A 17,325-nucleotide genomic window follows, 5' to 3' on the forward strand; every position below is an offset into this window, starting at 1 on the left:
CTGCTCCGCATAATACAGTACACTCGGACCCTGAACGACCACATGCATTTTCCCTTGGACTCCACGCTCTCCACACAGTTTTCCGCCCTGTGGCGGCATCGGCAGCTCATTGCCCGCATGGCGTGGCGCGACATCCTCGGGCGCTATCGGGGGTCTGCGGGCGGGCTGGCCTGGTCGCTGTTCACCCCCATCCTGATGCTGGCGGTCTATACCGTGGTCTTCAGCGGCATCTTCAAGGCGCGCTGGTCGGCCGATTCCACCTCGCCGCTGGACTACGCCCTGCAGCTGTTCGTCGGCCTCATCATCCACGGCCTGGCCGCCGAATGCCTCAACCGCGCCCCGGGGCTGGTGGTGGGCAACGTCAGCTACGTCAAGCGCGTGCTCTTCCCGCTGGACACCCTGCCGGTGGTCAACCTGCTCTCGGCGCTCTTCCATGCCGCCATCAGCCTGGTGGTCCTGCTGCTGTTCTTCGCCGTGCTCGAACACCGCCTGCCGCTCACCGCGCTGTGGCTGCCGGTGGTGATCCTGCCCTACCTCCTCATGCTGGCCGGCATCAGCTGGCTGCTGGCCGCCCTGGGCGTCTACCTGCGCGACATCTCCCAGCTCATGGGTCTGGTGACGATGGTGCTGATGTTCCTGTCGCCGGTGTTCTACCCGGTGTCCAACCTGCCGGCGCGCTTCCACGCCTTCTTCCAGATCAATCCGCTCACGCTCATCATCGAGCAGGCGCGCGCCGTCACCCTGCAGGGGCGGGCGCCCGATCTCGCCGCCCTGGGCCTCTACCTGCTGGTGGCCGCCGTCGTGGCCTGGGCCGGGCTGGCCGCCTTCCACAAGATGAAAAAGGGCTTCGCCGATGTGCTCTGACGCCACCCGTCCCGCGTCGGCCGCCGGGGTCGCCATCGACGTGCGCGGCGTGGGCAAGACCTTCCGCCTGTACAAGCGTCCCCAGGACCGGCTGCTGCAGCACTTCACCCGCCGCACCCTGTACCGCGAATTCCGCGCCCTGGAGGACATCAGCTTCCAGGTCCGCCGCGGCGAGACCATCGGCATCATCGGGCGCAACGGCTCGGGCAAGTCCACCCTGCTGCAGATGATCTGCGGCACCCTCACCCCCACCCAGGGCGAGATCGCGGTCCATGGCCGCATCGCCGCCCTGCTGGAACTGGGCGCGGGCTTCAACCCCGAATTCACCGGCCGCGAAAACGTCTACCTCAACGCCTCCATCCTGGGGCTCAGCCAGGCGCAGATCGACGCCCGGCTGGACGACATCTTCGCCTTCGCCGACATCGGCGAATTCGTCGATCAGCCCGTCAAGACCTATTCCTCCGGCATGTACGTGCGCCTGGCCTTCGCCGTCATCGCCCACGTGGACGCCGACATCCTCGTCATCGACGAGGCGCTGGCGGTGGGCGACGCCCTGTTCACGCAGAAATGCATGCGCTTCCTGCGCAAGTTCCGCGAGACCGGCACCATCCTCTTCGTCAGCCACGACAGCCAGGCCGTCACCAACCTCTGCCAGCGCGCCGTGTGGCTGGCCGAAGGCCGCATCCGGCAGCAGGGCAGCGCCAAGGAAGTCTGCGAATCCTACCTGGCCTGGCTGTTCGGCAGCCAGAACCAGAGCCGCGGCGCGCCCGCCGCGCGGCCCCGGGCCGCCGAGTCCGAGCAATGGCTGGACGCCCGCCAGGCCTTCATCAATGCGAGCAACCTGCGCAACGACCTGCAGGTGTTCCGCTTCGACCCCCACCAGCCCGCCTTCGGCCAGGGCGGGGCGGTGATCGACGAAGTGTTCCTCGCCAGCCCCGATGGCCAGCGCATGGCCTGGGTGGTGGGCGGCGAGCTCACCGACCTCGTCGTGCGCGTCCGGGTCAGGGAGCCGCTGGACCGTCCCATCGTGGGCTTCTACGTCAAGGACCGCCTGGGCCAGACCCTGTTCGGCGACAACACCTACCTCAGCTACGCCGACGACCCGGTGGCCGCCACGGTGGACCAGTGCCTGACCGCGCGCTTCCGCTTTCCCATGCCCCTGCTGCCGGCGGGCGATTATTCCATCGCGGTGGCGGTGGCCGACGGCACCCAGGAAGAACACGTCCAGCACCACTGGATCCACGACGCGCTGCTGTTCCGCTCGCAGTGCAGCGCCGTGTCCGCCGGTCTGGTGGGCATTCCCATGCTGGACATCCGGCTGGAGGCGCGGTAGGCCATGTCGCGCTACGACTACCAGTTCGACCCGGACGACGACAGCACCCCCGCGCGGATCTGCCGCCTGGTGGGGGCGGACCGCCGGGTGCTGGAGCTGGGCTGCGCGGCCGGCGCCATGTCCACCGTGCTGGCGCGGCATTACCGCTGCCGCGTCGTCGGCCTGGAGGCCGACTCCGATGCCGTGGCGCAGGCGCGCGGCCTGGGCGTCGACGCGCGCGTGGCCGACCTGGATTCGCCGCACTGGGCCGACGGCCTGGACGCCGCCGCGTTCGACACCGTGCTGGCGGCCGACGTGCTGGAGCACCTGCGCGATCCGCTCGCCTGCCTGCGGCGGGTCCGCGTCCTGCTGGGCGAGGGCGGCCGCCTGGTCGTGTCCGTGCCCAACATCGCCCACAGCGGCGTCCTGGCCGCCTTGCTGTGCGACGCCTTCCCCTACCGCGACACCGGCCTGCTGGACCGCACCCACGTGCATTTCTTCACCCGCAGCAGCCTGGCGCACATGCTGGCCCGGGCGGGCTTCGCCATCGACACCGTGCAGACGGTGGACACCGGCCCGCACCATCCCGAATTTTCCGCCTACTGGGACGCGCTGCCCGACGCCCTGCGCCAGCGGCTGGCGGGCAACCCCGCCGGCCGCGCCTACCAGGTCATCGTGCGGGCCAGTGCCTGCGCGCCCGCCGCTGGCCTCGCCGAAGCCGAAGCCGAAGCCGACACCCCGCCGCCGCCCCAGCGCGACTGGCTGCGGGCCCTGGCCGCCGACCTGGACGCCGCGGCCGCCCTGCCGGCCGCGCAAGCCCGCGCCGAGGCCGTCCTGGCCGAACGCGACCAGGCGCTGGCGCAGATGGAAGCCATGCGCCGCTCGCGCAGCTGGCGCTGGACGGCGTTCCTGCGGCGCCGCTGAACATCCCCAGGCCCAGGTTCAGGCTCAGCCCAGGCCCTGGCCCCGAATCTCCGGGCCGCGACGCCGCCGATTTCCTTAAAAAGCCCTTGTGCCAATCCCGGCACGCTTTTTCAAGGAAATCATCATGCATGCCCATACGCCCCAAGCGTACTTCGACGCCGCCCGCTACCTGGCGCGCAACCCCGATCTCTTCGCCGCCGGCCTGAACACCCCGGCCGCCGCCTGGGATCACTACCAGCGCCACGGCGCGGCCGAATCCCTGGCCGGCGCCGCGTCGCGCAGCCCCGCCCCCTGGTTCGACGCCGCCTGGTACCTGGCGCAGCACCCCGACCTGGCCGCCGCCGGCCTGGCTCCGGCGGATCTGTTCGTCCATTTCGTCCTCTGGGGCATCGCCGAAGGCCGCGCGCCCGCGGCGGGCTTCCATGCCACCCTGGACGAACTGGCCGCCTATGCCGCCGCCAACGCCGACCTGCGGCACGCCTTCGGCATCCACGACCCCGCCCGGCTCAGCCCCGCCCAGCACGAGGCCCTGGCCCGCCATCTCTATCAATATGGCTACGCCGAAGGCCGCGACGCCGTCCCCTTCGACCGCCCGCCGCCCGCCGATCCCCATCGGTTCCAGCTGAGCGAGCGGATCGAGACCCTGCGGGGCACGGACGCCGACGACCTGTTCCTCGCCCCCACCCTGTGGGCGGACGGCGTCCAGGTCGATACCCTGCAGCCCGGCGACGTGCTCCTGGGCGGCGGCGGCCACGACACCCTGCTGCTGGAATCCCTGGGCGGGACCATTCCCCTGCGCATGGACGGGATCGAGCACCTGCGGCTCACCGCCCACTACCTCACCTCCCTGGAGGCCGCCTACGCGCACGGCCTGCGGGCCGTCACCGTCGAGCAGTCGGCGGGCGCGGTCGCCGTCCGGCACCTGGAGCAGCTCGTCCAGCTCACCGTGCGCGACCAGGTGGGCGTGCGCGACCCGGCCTTCGGCGCCAACCACATCGGCCTCACCTATGGCGGCCAGGCGCTGGAGGGCCACAGCGTGCAGGCCATCGTCCTGGACCACGCCCGCCTGCAGCCGGGCGGCGCCTGGCTGTATTTCGACGCCCTTGCCGGCACGCTGGACGCCCTGGACATCACGGTGACGGGCGCCTCCTCCCTGGCCGGCATCGGCGGCGCGCCGGACCCCGCGGCCTGGGGCGCGGACTACGCCGACCTCGCCGGCCTCGGCACCGTGCGCGTCCATGCCCGCGCGGCGCTCGACCTGGGGCTGCTGGCCGCGCCCGATCTCCTGCGCTTCGACGCCTCCGGCTCGTCGGCCGGGGTGACGGTGGACCTGTCCCGCGTGGACGGCGCCAGCCTGCGCGTGCGGGGCGGGGCGGGCGACGACGTCTTCGTCATCGATCCCGCGGCGCATGCCGGTCAGGTGCTGCACCTGTCCCTGGGCGGCGGCCGCGACACCCTGCGGATCCGGGGCGGCGTCGAGGGCCGGGACCTGTCCTTTCACGAGGACCCCGACGGCAGTCTCCGGCTGGGCTGGGATGAGGGCGCCGGCATCCGCCTGCTGGCGGTGATCGACGACCTGGCCCTGGATCGGGTGGCGGACGCCTTGAGCATCGTGTAAGCGTCCGGGCCGCTTCGGCCCGTCCACGGGCTTCCCGTGCGGGGGCGGCGGTTGTTGCACATGCGCAACCTCCGCCCCACGGCAGGCCGGAAATATGCTAATTCCAGGCCATCGGACCCGTCCTGGCCGGGAGGGATGTGTACACTGACCTGTACTTGTCTGATTGGTGGGTTGCCGTGCCGTCAGTCATGCCCGCATGCCGGGGGCGGTTCGTTTGGTTCTCCGGCATGGTGGTCGCGTTGTGGACTCTCGGGTCGGCGCGAATTGACAGCATTTTTCATAGTGATTAGACTCCGCCTGTGTTACTGGAGGCTGGGTTTGACGACATAGGGTCAGTTAGCCGGCAACAGCTAACATCCATCGATGGGTTCGACCCGCAACACTTAGGATGATTATCAATATGGCTAATCCGTTCTTCAACGCCACTTACTACCTGGCGCACAACTCCGACGTGGCTAAGGCCGTGGCCGGCCTGCCGGCCGACCAGCAATTCGCCATCGCCGAGCAGCACTATGACCTGCACGGCGCGGAAGAAGGCCGCGCGCCCAACGCCTGGTTCGACGCGGTCGCCTACCTGAACGCCAACCCCGATCTGCAGCCCAACGGCGTCACCGTGGCCACCGCCCTGGCCCATTACGCGGCCTACGGCTGGGACGAAGGCCGGACTTTCAACTCGGATCCGGCTCTGGTGCCGTCCAACTTCACGGCCAGCGCCTACGCTGTGGCCAATCCCGACGTCGCCACGGCCCTGGGCATCACCGACACGTCGGCCCTGACGCAGGAACAGACCAATCAGCTGCTGTCCCACTACCTGTCCCATGGCATCACTGAAGGTCGTGCGGGCGCTGGTGCTGAGTTTGGGGCGCTGGTCGGTGCGACTGGTATCGAGATTACCGGGCTCGTTGCTAATGGCGCCACCGCTCCGTATACGTGGACCGGTTCTGTCGGTAACGATCTCTTTCTGCTCAATATCGCCAGCTACTCCGATCCTGCTAACCTGAACGGCTTGAAGATCAACGGTGTGCAGGGCACCGACACCCTGAAGATCACCGGTGCCAATGCCGTGATGGCCCCGACGCTGCTGTCGATCGAAAACGTCAGCGTGGCTTTGGCGGCTGACGCGGGCCTGACCGCGAACGGCGTGCAGAACCTGACCGTCGCGGGCGGCCATGATTTTGCCTATACCGGTAGCCTGCTGCAAACGCTGTCCATCGATAGTGGCAACTTCACCGGTGCTTTCAACAATGTTGATGGCGCCCAAAATGTCCTGAACGCTACGGTTACTGGTGCTGCCGGCGGTCTGGTTGTCAACGGCGTGGAGACCCTCAACGTCACGCTGGGTGAGGATGCTGGAACGTTCGGGATCGCCAGCAATGGCATTCAGGGTACCACCCTGGCGATCAATCTGGATGGTGGCAAGGCTGATGTCGCACAAATCGTTGACCTGAAAAGCTCCGGTTCGGGCGATCTGGCCTCGGTGGTGGTCAACGCTGCGGACCTCGCCAGCGATCTGAAGATCAACGACATCGGTGATCTGCAAAACGTCAAGTCCATCTCCGTCACCACGGGTGCCGGAGATGACACGCTTGACCTGACCTCCGTTGCCGCTGGTGCGACCGTCACGGTGAATTCGGGTGCTGGTGTCGACACCATCACCGTCGATGTGAGCGGTGCTACGGGTGCGAAGGTCACGATTGATGCGGGCGCCGATAACGACACCATCACTGTGACCGCCGCGGTGGATTCGACCGTCACGGTCAATGGTGGTGCCGGTAATGACACCATCAACGGTTCTGTCGGTACCGACACCCTGACCGGTGGCGCTGGCGCTGATGCCTTCGTTTTCGGTTCTGGCGATGCCCTGGTCCATACGACCAACGTTGACAGCGTCACCAGCCTGTCCGGCTGGGATATCGTGACGGACTTCAAGAACGTCACGGTTGACGCTACTGTCGAAACCGTCACGGTTACTGACCTTAGCGCAGTGGCTACTGGCCCGCTTGCTGGCGTGGGTGCCGTCACCAATGGCATCATCACCTCTTTCGAGACCGGCTTCCTGGCGACCCACACCACCCTCCAGTCCATCGTCGAAGCGCTGAATGACGTGGTTGGCACTGAGCATGACGGGCTTGCCTTCTCGTTTGGTGGCAATGCGTACGTGTGGATGCAAGGCGCTGATGACTCCGTGTTCACCGACGACAGCCTGGTCCAACTGACGGGCGTGTGACGGGCGTGAATGCTCAGCAGCTGGAAATCACCGGCTCCAACATCACTTTCCATCCTGTGGTGTAACACCGGGAACCAATCCGCTCCTTCTGCCCACTGAAGTCCTGCAGCAATGTCCGATGGCCTGGCGTACCAGGCCTGAACGACCAGCGGATGGGGCTTAGGCGCCGAGCGGGTTAGCCCGAAAGCCCTCCATCTTCCGATGGGGGGCTTTTTCCATGGGTGTCCAGATGGACGTCCAGACGCCGGACGGCGTGGCTGGAGGCCGGCATACCGCATCCGGCGGAATATCCAGGAAAATACCTCAGGGAGTGATCGAGATGCCCATCCGTTCTTCAACGCCGCTGGGTCACGGGCGGCCAGGGCTTCGTCTATACCGGCGGCCTGCTGAATGCCCTGTCCTATGACGGCGGTGGCTTCACCGGCGTCTTCAGCGGCGTCGACAGCACCCGGGACGCCTTGACCGCCCACCTGTCCGCCGAGACCGCCCTGACCATCAACGGCGTGGAAATGGTCGGGCTCACGCCGGGCACGGATACCGGCGTCGTAGATGCTCTCTACGACAACCATATCCAGGGCAGCGCCCTGGATATCCTCGTGGACGGCGGCGAGGCCGGGGCCATGCAGATCCTGGGCCTGGACAGCATCGGCTTGAGTGTCGAACGTGATTCGACCGCCACCATCCGGGCGGGCGCCGGCGACGACATCATTGTCCTGCTCTCGGCCGCGCATTCGACTGTTACGGTCGATGCGGACGCTGGCAGCGACATCATCGCCGCGGGTGCCGGGATCGATACCGTAGACGGGCTGGCCGTCGCTGCGACCGGCACATATGCGGGTGTGGGTATCGTCGGCCCGAATGGCGCAATCGGCACCGAAGGCGACGGCGTGATCTTCTCATTCGGCGGCAATGCCTATGTGTGGATGCAAGGCGCCAATGACACTGCCTTCGACGACGGCAGCTTCATTCAGCTGACTGGCGTGAATGCGGATCTGCTGGAGATCGATGGCGGCGATGGGGCGTTTGCGTAATCCCCGGGCTTCCACCGCGGGGAACTTTAAAGGCAGGTCAGTGTTTCACGCCGGAGGAAACGTCCATGTCCCGTCATGCCACCTGCAGCGCCCTCAATTGAGGCAATCCCTTCTCGGCGAATTCGTCGGCTTGGCGGGTCAGTTCGGCCAGATTGTCGTCCACAGTCTCCAGCGTCTTGCCCTCCTTGACGATACGCTGGCCCTGTGCCTCGAGGATCCGCCAGACGTGTTGTGCCCATTCCTGCGGGGTCTTGCGTCCTTGGGTGCGAGCCAGCAGGAATAATTGCTGAAACCGGTGCACCGGCACGCCACCGCCCAGTACCGAGCTGGCCAGTGTCTCGACTTCGCTGGAAAATTGCGCGCGCTCCATCAGATGGCGGTTCAGCGCATCGCAGCGTTTGTGCACATGGCGTGCGGCCACCTCGCTCTGGCAAGGAACCGCTGCATTCGTGCCCACGAGCACGGTCAGCGCCTCCAGGACCTGCGCCTCTTGCAATGCAGGCAGCGCGGCCGCCAGCTCGCGCAGCGTCTTGGGGGCGTAGTGGTTGCTCGCCAGGACTTCCAGAAGGGGGCGGTATACCGCTTCCTGCAGGGTGGCATCGCCGGCGGCAGCGGTCACCTTCAGCGGCACATCGGCCGCGTGCTGCAGCAGGACGAAACGTGTCTGCAGCAGTTGCTGGCGGCGCAACGCCGGCGGCAGGCGGGTGGCGCCGCGCACGTAGATATCCCTGCGGAACTGCTGGTTCACGAAATAATCGCGCGCCTGCTCGCGCAGGATGGGATGGGCGATACCTGCAAGGAATGCCTGGGCCGCGGTACTGAGATTCACTGATTCCACTGCATCCAGCGGCGCGGCCGTGCAGGCGAAGTCCAGCTTGGCTGGGGCCAGCGCATCGACCACGTCGGTGAAGTACATGCAGTTCCACTCGCGGTTGAAGTATTCATGGGCCAGGTAGTGGCGGTTCTGTTCCATGATCTTCTTCAGCCGATCAGGCAGATGTGGCACGGCCTTGAGATAATTGGGCTGTGCGGCCAGCAGGTCCCCGGAAAATTTCATCGCGGCCTCGACTCGCTGCACGGTCCCCGTGGCGCCGGGAGTGAAGCGGTCGTGCAGGGCAAAGAGCTGGCGCAGCGGATAGGCCGGCGACCAGCCCGGAAAGCAGTTATAGCTGATGTACAGCAGCCCGCCGGGCTTCAAATGGCGGCGGGCGAACTCGGCAATGATCTTCTGATTGTCGCGACTCACCCAGGTCCAGATGCCATGCAGGCTGATACTGTCGAATTGCGGCAGGTCGGTGCGGGCCAGCAGTTGCTCGAAGCTGTCGTCAAAGAGGCGCGCGCCGCTGCCAGAGACGGCGGCCAGCTGATTGGCGTGCGCCGCATGGGCGGGATTGAAGTCGGTGCCCACGAAACTGTCCGGGCTGGCTGCCGCATGGATGTTGATCGAGACTCCCTGACCAAAGCCCAGTTCGCAGTGCTGCTGCTGCGCCGCATCGGGCGCAGCAAAGCCGCGCAGCAGCAGGCAGAAGCGTTGGAACACGGGATTGATTTCGCGATAGTAGCCATAGGTGTAGCCTACGTCAGTGAAGTAGCCTTCGTTCCAGACAGTGCTCATGGTGTTTGGGTGCTTGAGAGGAATATGCCCCGGATCGGGTGAAATGCAATGATAGGTGAAAAACCTGCGAACTGATGTGGGGGGGACGGACCCATCGCTTATGCTTTTCTTCCGGTAGGCTCTCGAGCTGCTGACCCCGGCCTGCACCGGGCCGTCGACTGGACGGGGGTTCCGCAGTTCCCGGACAAGGAACTGCAAGCCCTCGGCGTGCTGGACAGTCCACCCGGTCATGGACGGCTGCATGCCGACACTCCCGTACCGTAAGCCATGGGGCTGGCGCCGATATCTGGATCCTGGTCCGCGCCGAGGTGCAGGGCGGGCGTGCGGGGCCCCGGCGCTCGCCACTGGCCCTGTTCAGCCTGTGCGGAAATCTGTGGATGCTTCCGCTAGCACGGGGGGGTGTGAGCCTGTCTCTGACGGGCGTGCAGTTCGGTGCAAATCCCATCCAAGTGAAGGGAGGCTCAGGCAATGATGGCGTCAACTTTACCGATGCTCTGGGTGCTAAGGCCACCATTGACTTGGGCGCGGGCAACGACTCGCTGACGGTTACGCAAGGCGCTACAGCCCTGACACTGACAGCGGGCTCGACATTTAATGGCGTTGATGGCACCGATACCCTGGTGCTGAACACCACAACCACCGCTATCAGCGCCACCCGTGGCAAGATGTTCACCGGTTTCGAGAATATCAAGCTGGCAGACGCGACGTCCTCGTATCAGGCAGGCCATATCGCTGGGATTACCGGTTACGAAATTGCCACGACCACTTCCGGTACTCTGACCAATCTGGTTGAGTATGTGGTGTTCAGGTAGCATATGGATGTTTATTGTGTGAAACTGGGAACCAATCCGCTCATTCTGCCCACTGAAGTCCTGCAGCAATGTCCGATGGCCTGGCGTACCGGGCCTGAACGACCATCGGATGGGGCTTAGGTGCCGAGCAGGTTCGCCCGAAAGTCCTCCATCTTCTGGTGGGGGCTTTTTGCTAGGTGCCTGGGCCAAGGCCGATGCGGCCGGAAGCCGGCATGCTGCGCTCCGAATATCCTAGAAAATCCCCCGGGGAGTGATCGAGATGGCTAATCCGTTCTTCAACGCCGCCTATTACCTGGCGCACAACGCCGACGTGGCCGCCGCCGTCGCCGGCCTGCCGGCCGACCAGCAATTCGCCATCGCCGAACAGCACTACGAACTGCATGGCGCCTACGAAGGCCGCGCGCCCAATGCCTGGTTCGATGCGGTCGCCTACCTGAACGCCAACCCCGATCTGGCGCCCAACGGCGTCACCGTGGCCACCGCCCTGGCGCATTACGCGGCCTACGGCTGGGACGAAGGCCGCCTGTTCAGCAACGATCCTTCCCTGGCGCCGTCCCGCTTCACCGCGGCCGACTATGCCGCCGCCAATCCCGACGTCGCCGCCGCCCTGGGCATCGCCGACCCGGCCGACCCGACGCCGGAGCAGCAGAACCAGTTGCTCTCCCACTTCCTGGCCCACGGCATCGCCGAGGCCCGCCCGGGCGCCGGCCCCGATTTCGAGGCCCTGATCGCGCAAAGCGGCTTTGCCATCACCGAAGGCAGGCTGTACGTCGGCACCGTCGGCAACGACCTTTTCCTGTTCGACGCCGCGGGCGCGATGGACCCGTCGAACCCGGCGGCCACCGACCTGTCCAACGTTTCCATCAACGGCGCGCAGGGCATCGACACCCTCCGCATCGTCAACGCCGACAGCGTGATGACGCCTTCCCTGCTGTCCGTCGAGCACGTCAGCGTGGCGGCGGTGGCCGCCTCCGGCCTGAGCGCCGCCGGCGTGCAGACCCTGTCCGTCACGGGCGGCGAGGACTTCGTCTACACCGGTAGACTGCTGAACAGCCTGTCCTACGACGGCGGCGACCTCGCTCATGAATTCACCGCCGTCTTCAGCGGCGTGGACGGCACCCGGGATGCCCTGGCCGTCCACCTCTCTGCCGACGCCAACCTCACCCTCAACGGCGTGGAAAACCTCAGCCTCACGCTGGGCACCGAGACGGCCGATTATGTCGTCAACGACCACGCCGTCCAGGGCGACGCCCTGACCGTCCACGTGGACGGCGGCGCGGCCGGAGCCGAGCAGATGCTGGTCCTGGACAGCGTCGGTTCCGCCCGCCTGGCCTCCTTCACCCTGGACGCCGCCACCGTCGCCAGCGACCTGGACGTGGGCTATTTCGGCGATCTCGACTACGTCAAGTCCATCACCGTCCTCACCGGCGACGGCTGCGACTGCATCGGCGTGTTTCCCCTCTCCCCGGACGCGACCGTCGTGATCGACTCGGGCGCCGGCGACGATTGTATCGACCTCGGCATCGGCCCGGGTTCGACCGCCACCGTCCGGCTGGGCGACGGCGATGATGAATTTTCCGCCATGCTCGCAGTCGCGGGTTCCACCGTCATGGTCGATGGCGGTGCGGGTGATGACTTTCTTATCGCGGGCGCGGGCATCGACATCATGACGGGCGGCACTGGCGTCGACGTATTCGAGTTCACCGGCGGCATGGACTCCGCCCGCGTCCAGACGTCCACCGATGCCGGCGGCGCCGTCACGCTCACCGGTTTCGACATCATCACCGACTTCGAGAACGTCATCGCCCTGGATCCGGATCCGAGCCTCACCTTCGTCGAAGCGGTCAACGTGGACGACCTCGCCGCCGCCGCCGCGACCGGCACCTATGCCGGCCTGGGCGTCGTCGACGCGGGCGGCCGCGTCGCCTTTGAAACCGGCTTCCTGGCGAACCACACCACCCTGCAATCCGTCCTCCAGGCCCTCAATGCCAGCATCGGCGGCGAGGGCGACGGAGTGCTCTTCTCCTTCGGCGGCAACGCCTACGTGTGGGCCCAAGGCGACGACGCCGCGAACTTCAACGACGACAGCCTCATCCAGCTCACCGGCGTCAATGCCAAGCTGCTGAAAATCATCCCCGATGCCCTCGATACCATCGGCAGCGTCATCGTGTTCGCGTAAGGCCCGACACCGGATATTCGCCCGACCCCTGAGCCTCGATCTATTCGCCCGACCCCTGAGCCTCGATCTCTGGCTCCTGATCTCTGGCTCCTGATCTCTGACTCCTGATCTCTGATTCCTGAACCCTGATTCCTGAACCCTGATTCCTGACACTCGGCGGCCGACACCTGACGTTCGGCGGCCGAGTTTTTTCGGTGTCCGAGATCGCGTCGCCTGCGATGCCGCCATCCGGGATTTCATCGTCCGGAGTCCCGTCATCTCCCGTCCTCTCCCGTCCTCTCGTCCGGGATTCCGTTCGCCGGAATCTCGACCCTCCGATCCCTTCTCTCAAATCCCGCGGCGTCCTAAGGCGTCCGCCTGTGGCCTGGCACGCCAGGCCCATGGGGCGGCGCAGAGGGGCGGCGATGTCCGGGACACTTTCATCCGTTCGTACTTCCCAGTCTGGCGGGGGGATCGGGACGCCTACAGAATGGGGCTTCCTGTCACCGGAAGCCCGCCATGCCCGATCGGAACGACGCTTCGCCTGCCGCAGATCCTCCTGCCACCGCCCCTGCTGCTGCGGTTGCTCCGACAGCCTCCGCCGCAGTGTCTACGGATGCTGCCGCTGCCGGTCCCGCTGCCTCCGCTGTCGTTGCTGCTCCTGCTGTTGCCGCCTCTGCTTCCACTGCCCCCACCGCTGCTGCCGTTACTCTGGCTACCCCCGCCGCAGTGGCTATGGATGCTGCCGCTGCAGGTCCCACCACCTCCGCTGCCGTTGCTGTTCCTGCTGCTCCCACCGCCGCCTCCCTGCCCGCTGCCGTGGTCCCCGCCGACGACCACGACAGTCCCTGGAAGGAGGCCCTGGAACTCTTCTTCCGCCAGGCCATCGAACTGCTGGCGCAGGCCCTGTACAAGGTCATCGACTGGTCCGTGGCCCCGCAATTCCTGGACAAGGAACTGCAGGCGCTTGGCGTGCCCGACGGCCCGCCCGGCCATGGGCGCCTGCATGCCGACAAGCTGGTGCGGGTGCGCCACAAGGACGGCGCCGACGCCTGGATCCTGGTCCACGTCGAGGTCCAGGGCGGCGGCATGGGCGCCCGCGCCCTGTCCCGGATCGCGCAGCGCATGTACCGCTACAGGACGCGTATCGAACACCGCCACGAAGGCCTGAACGCCCGCGCGGGGCGCGCGCCGCCGGCGCTGTTCAGCCTGGCCATCCTGGTGGCCAGCCGATCCGGCCCAGAACGCCTGGAATACCGGCGCGAGTTCCTCGGCCAGGTGTCAACGCTAAATAGAAATGACCGGTTTTCTCCCAAATAGAAATGTCCGGATCAAGGGGCAGCGGCTGGGTGTGTACGTAGGAGTTCAATGGGACCTTCCCAACGTCTCCAGGGATGATTGGCCGATGGCCCGGAGCGCTTTGTGACGACGGCCTGCACCCTGGTGTTGAGCGACTTGGAGTCTTCGGCCGGCTTGATGCGGCTGGGCTTGGGCAGGGCCTCAAAGCGCAACGCTCGTCCTGCGTGCAGAACCTGCAGCGAGCCATCGAGGTGTTCGATGACGTGCACGTGCTCGCCGGCCAGGCGTCGCTGTTCCGCCGGAGCCAGGACCTGCACGATGCGTTGCCGGAACTGGCATGAGAGCGTGCTCGACAGGCGTCGGTCGTAGTGGAAGGCCAGGGCAAGGTCCAAGGCATCGGCCTCGCCCAGGTAAGGCGCGTGGGCATCCTCGGACAGGGCCGGTGCGACAGCGAAGCGCTGGTTATGTGCCGCGATGTACGCGGGCAGCCAGGCGTTGGCCGTCTCGATGTCGTCGATGGCTTGCAGGCGCATGGCCTTGACCAGCCGATCCTGCAAGGTCTGGTTGGCCCGCTCGACACGCCCCTTGGCCTGTGGGGAGCTGGCCTGGATGCCTTCGATGCCCAGGCGCTCGAGCGCCTGGGCGAAACAGGTGGGTTGCGGATCCTGGGGACTGGTGGAGCGGAAGATGCTGTGCCGGTCGCTGTACAGGCACATCGGCAGGCCGTGGGTGAGGATGTGCTGGCGCAGCACCCGCAGGTAGTCGGCCGTGGTCTCGGCGCGCACAAAGCGCAGCGCCATCAGCTCGCTGGTGGCGTCGTCGATGAATACCAGCAGCGTGCAGCGGGGCCCGCGTCCCTCGAACCAGTCGTGCGGACTGCCGTCGATCTGGATCAGTTCACCGCGCCGGGGGCGGCGCTCGCGCATCGGATGGATGGGGGCGCAGCGTCGGCGTCGGGCGCGCCAGAGGCCGGCGGCGCGCATGAGCGTGCGTACGCTCTCGACCGACAGCGCGATGCCGTGGCGCTGGGCGAGCATCTCGCAGGCCAGGGTCGGGCCGAAGTCGGTGTAGTGCAGTGCGATCAATTGCTGGGCCTGGCGCACCACTGCGGCCTCAAGCGTGTGGTTGGAGGTTCGGCCGCGCAGGCCATGGACCAAGGCGCTGGCGCCGCCGGCCTCGTAGCGGCGCTGGATACGGCGGAGCTGGCGCACCGAGAGTTGCAGCACGCCAGCCGCCTCGCCTTGGCTCAGTGCACCCTGCGCGACCTGTTCCAGCACCCGCAGCCGGCCGACTTCCTTCTGGCTCATCGTGATCATCGTCCCTGTCCGTCTCGGTGGTGTGGTTCACACCATTGGACCGGACATTTCTACTTTGCACAGACCGGACATTCTCACGTTGCGCCAACAAGTTCCTCGGCCAGGGTGTGTATTTTTCCTTTCATGCCGTACACTTGTCCCAGTGGCTGAGCCGCTGGAGCGAGCTGGAATCGCTGGCGCGCACGAACCCGTTTGCCGTGGTGATCATGGCGCAGCTGCAGGCCCTGCGGTATCGGACCGGGGCGCAGCGGCTGGAGCCCACCGTCTCGCTGGTGCGGCTGCTGTACGGCTACGGCTACGACCGGGAACACATCCAGCCGCTGCTGCGGCTGATCGAATGGATGCTGCGGCTGCCTGCGCAGCAGGAGCCGGCCTATCTGGCGGCGGTGGAACGCCTGGAACAGGAGCGCAAGATGAGCTATGTGATGATTGCCGAACGCCGCGGCATTGCGAAGGGTCTGGAACAAGGCCAGGTGAAGGGCCAGGCCGATCTGCTGCTGCGCCTGATCCAGCGCCGCTTCGGGGCCGTGGATGCCGCCGTCGAGCAGCGCATCCGCGCCGCCGGCGCGGAAGATCTGGAAGCCTGGTCGCTGAACTTCGTGGACGCCACGACCCTGGAAGACGTGTTCCGCGGCTGAGAAGGTCCGGACCCGCCAATCGCCCCGGCACCACGACGCGGCCGCCCCTGTTCTGCCGGCTCGGATAGGTTCGACAGGCTGCCGAATGGTTGCAGCAGGGCTCGATGCGGCGAATGGCGCCGCCGGCCGAGGACCCCGCCGCTTAGTCTTCATGAAAGGAATATCGCCCATCACCACCAGGCGACGAGTCCGTCAGGACTGCTGCATGCCGTACCGGACGAGCGAATGCAGCGCCCAGCTCGTGTACGGATTGATGATGTCGCCATGGCCGCCGATTTTCTTGCCGTCGGAGCCATTCAGCCCGTAGATCCTGTTGTTTCCGTCCAGAGCATACGGATCGGGCGCCGTTTTGATGGGAATCAGCTGTTCACCCGAATGGCGTGGACCATAGCCGCCGAGCGCGGCGTAGGGACTTGGAGAAGGATCCCGGGCAAGGGCATCGATCTTGGTCTCCCCAAGATCGGCCTTGCGGCGTAAGGCATGGTGAAACAGCGTGTGCAATGCAAAATCATGAGAACTGAAAGTGGAGAGAATGGGTGCATGGACCCGCTCTTGCAGACCGTGGTAGCCCCCTTGTCCCGTTTTGCCCGGAAGACGGTCGGCAAAGGCCAGGTGTGATATCGCCGGCTGCAGCAACAGGGCGGAATGGACCTTTCTGGAGTGCGGCTGGGTGGACTTGAGTGCCGATAGCATGACCTTGGCGCCATAGGAATGGCCGACCAGATGGATGCGGGCGGCGCTATTGTCGAGCAGCTGCTGCAAGACCCCGCCAACGCCGGCATGCCCGACCACGCCCGCCCGGTCCTTCATGATTGCGACGGTCAGCAGGCGGATGATGCGCCGGGGATCGAGCACCTTGAAAAAACCATCCTGTATGCGCGTGTCCTTGATCTGCGCGCCGCCATGGCCGGGAGAACCGGCACCCGATTCGCTGGCTTCGATCCAGCTGTCCAGAAGCGCCTGCGGCGCCACGGTTTCGACATGATCTATTTCTCCTTCGGAGTCGGATACCACCTTCGTCATCAGTTCCGCCAGCTGCAGGGCCTGCTGCCGGCCGAGACCGTTCGTCTGTGCCAGCGAATAGAGCGCGCTGCGATCTTCTTCTTCCAGAATATCGGCGACTTCTGCCAGGTCCTGCAAAAAGCGGTCTTCGGGATAATCATCATCCGCTTCGGGTGGGTCCATGTCCATGAAGTCCGGGCCACGTTCCGATTTGCCGAAGACCAGGGCGGTGCTTGGCCAGAAAACACCCACCATCATGGGCTTGTATCCCGCCGGCATGGCCAGGTCGTGGGCCTGGCGCAGCTTTGAATACTCGTCGAAAAAATCCTGATATCTTTTATTCGCCCACGTCCAGTCGTTGTTCCATCCGTGGGAAAAGAAAAACACATCGGAAAATTCATGTGCCCTGGATATTGTCAAGCGACACCAGGAATTGACCCCCTGGCGACACCTAAAACTGACCCCCCCTACGGTTGAACGAACGGCTGCCCGATGGCAGCAGAACTGGG

The 17,325-nt window shown here is 65.9% G+C and carries 13 protein-coding genes; 10 read left to right on the forward strand and 3 right to left on the reverse strand.

Annotated features, from left to right (window positions below; genetic code table 11):
• Positions 1 to 42 precede the first annotated feature (42 nt).
• From HNR28_RS10655 to HNR28_RS10680, 6 genes are all read left to right on the forward strand, one after another.
• Complete coding sequence (locus HNR28_RS10655; RefSeq protein ID WP_244978264.1) at positions 43 to 864, forward strand: ABC transporter permease; 822 nt, start codon at positions 43 to 45, stop codon at positions 862 to 864.
• Entirely contained in the window at positions 854 to 2,197 is a 1,344-nt protein-coding gene (locus HNR28_RS10660) for an ABC transporter ATP-binding protein (RefSeq protein WP_151025597.1), read from the forward strand. The genes HNR28_RS10655 and HNR28_RS10660 overlap by 11 nt, the downstream gene beginning before the upstream one ends.
• Positions 2,198 to 2,200: 3 nt before the next feature.
• Positions 2,201 to 3,100 (forward strand): class I SAM-dependent methyltransferase, encoded by a 900-nt coding sequence (locus HNR28_RS10665; protein WP_184142868.1) that lies wholly within the window; start codon positions 2,201 to 2,203, stop codon positions 3,098 to 3,100.
• Positions 3,101 to 3,224: 124 nt separating this feature from the next.
• A complete protein-coding gene (locus HNR28_RS10670; protein ID WP_151025074.1) occupies positions 3,225 to 4,718 on the forward strand; it encodes a hypothetical protein in 1,494 nt (497 codons plus the stop codon).
• Between the two features lie 400 nt (positions 4,719 to 5,118).
• Entirely contained in the window at positions 5,119 to 6,945 is a 1,827-nt protein-coding gene (locus tag HNR28_RS10675; protein ID WP_151025075.1) for a beta strand repeat-containing protein, read from the forward strand.
• A 458-nt stretch (positions 6,946 to 7,403) separates the two neighbouring features.
• Complete coding sequence (locus HNR28_RS10680) at positions 7,404 to 7,976, forward strand: hypothetical protein (RefSeq protein ID WP_151025076.1); 573 nt, start codon at positions 7,404 to 7,406, stop codon at positions 7,974 to 7,976.
• 73 nt (positions 7,977 to 8,049) lie between these two features.
• On the opposite strand, the gene HNR28_RS10685 is transcribed toward HNR28_RS10680, so the two are convergent.
• Positions 8,050 to 9,591 (reverse strand): class I SAM-dependent methyltransferase, encoded by a 1,542-nt coding sequence (locus HNR28_RS10685; protein WP_151025077.1) that lies wholly within the window; start codon positions 9,589 to 9,591, stop codon positions 8,050 to 8,052.
• A 401-nt stretch (positions 9,592 to 9,992) separates the two neighbouring features.
• Between HNR28_RS10685 and HNR28_RS10690 the strand changes: the two genes are divergently transcribed.
• The 3 genes from HNR28_RS10690 to HNR28_RS10700 all read left to right on the forward strand — a co-directional run bounded on the left by HNR28_RS10690 (position 9,993) and on the right by HNR28_RS10700 (position 13,881).
• Positions 9,993 to 10,403, forward strand: coding sequence for a hypothetical protein (locus HNR28_RS10690; protein ID WP_151025078.1), 411 nt, complete (start codon positions 9,993 to 9,995; stop codon positions 10,401 to 10,403).
• 259 nt (positions 10,404 to 10,662) lie between these two features.
• Positions 10,663 to 12,582, forward strand: coding sequence for a calcium-binding protein (locus HNR28_RS10695; protein ID WP_151025079.1), 1,920 nt, complete (start codon positions 10,663 to 10,665; stop codon positions 12,580 to 12,582).
• A 714-nt stretch (positions 12,583 to 13,296) separates the two neighbouring features.
• Positions 13,297 to 13,881 carry an RpnC/YadD family protein gene (locus HNR28_RS10700; protein WP_151025080.1) on the forward strand — a complete coding sequence of 195 codons (585 nt, stop codon included), beginning with the start codon at positions 13,297 to 13,299 and terminating at the stop codon, positions 13,879 to 13,881.
• An 11-nt stretch (positions 13,882 to 13,892) separates the two neighbouring features.
• Here the strand turns inward: HNR28_RS10700 and HNR28_RS10705 are convergent, their stop codons facing one another.
• Positions 13,893 to 15,167 carry an ISNCY family transposase gene (locus tag HNR28_RS10705; protein WP_151025083.1) on the reverse strand — a complete coding sequence of 425 codons (1,275 nt, stop codon included), beginning with the start codon at positions 15,165 to 15,167 and terminating at the stop codon, positions 13,893 to 13,895.
• A 143-nt stretch (positions 15,168 to 15,310) separates the two neighbouring features.
• Between HNR28_RS10705 and HNR28_RS10710 the strand changes: the two genes are divergently transcribed.
• Positions 15,311 to 15,814 carry a DUF4351 domain-containing protein gene (locus HNR28_RS10710; protein WP_151025081.1) on the forward strand — a complete coding sequence of 168 codons (504 nt, stop codon included), beginning with the start codon at positions 15,311 to 15,313 and terminating at the stop codon, positions 15,812 to 15,814.
• Between the two features lie 192 nt (positions 15,815 to 16,006).
• Here the strand turns inward: HNR28_RS10710 and HNR28_RS10715 are convergent.
• Positions 16,007 to 17,325, reverse strand: a 1,319-nt coding sequence (locus tag HNR28_RS10715) for a hypothetical protein (protein WP_221291662.1), incomplete at its 5' end; no start/stop codon positions are given.

Origin of the sequence: Castellaniella defragrans, assembly GCF_014203015.1 — a bacterium.
Classification (GTDB): Bacteria; Pseudomonadota; Gammaproteobacteria; order Burkholderiales; family Burkholderiaceae_B; genus Castellaniella; species Castellaniella defragrans.

Excerpts from the sequence above, each read along its gene's own strand:
- HNR28_RS10655 (WP_244978264.1), top strand. The coding sequence starts at position 43 with ATGCATTTTCCCTTGGACTCCACGCTCTCCACACAGTTTTCCGCCCTG.
- HNR28_RS10660 (WP_151025597.1), top strand. The coding sequence starts at position 854 with ATGTGCTCTGACGCCACCCGTCCCGCGTCGGCCGCCGGGGTCGCCATC.
- HNR28_RS10665 (WP_184142868.1), top strand. The coding sequence starts at position 2,201 with ATGTCGCGCTACGACTACCAGTTCGACCCGGACGACGACAGCACCCCC.
- HNR28_RS10670 (WP_151025074.1), top strand. The coding sequence starts at position 3,225 with ATGCATGCCCATACGCCCCAAGCGTACTTCGACGCCGCCCGCTACCTG.
- HNR28_RS10675 (WP_151025075.1), top strand. The coding sequence starts at position 5,119 with ATGGCTAATCCGTTCTTCAACGCCACTTACTACCTGGCGCACAACTCC.
- HNR28_RS10685 (WP_151025077.1), bottom strand. The coding sequence starts at position 9,591 with ATGAGCACTGTCTGGAACGAAGGCTACTTCACTGACGTAGGCTACACC.
- HNR28_RS10695 (WP_151025079.1), top strand. The coding sequence starts at position 10,663 with ATGGCTAATCCGTTCTTCAACGCCGCCTATTACCTGGCGCACAACGCC.
- HNR28_RS10700 (WP_151025080.1), top strand. The coding sequence starts at position 13,297 with ATGGATGCTGCCGCTGCAGGTCCCACCACCTCCGCTGCCGTTGCTGTT.
- HNR28_RS10705 (WP_151025083.1), bottom strand. The coding sequence starts at position 15,167 with ATGAGCCAGAAGGAAGTCGGCCGGCTGCGGGTGCTGGAACAGGTCGCG.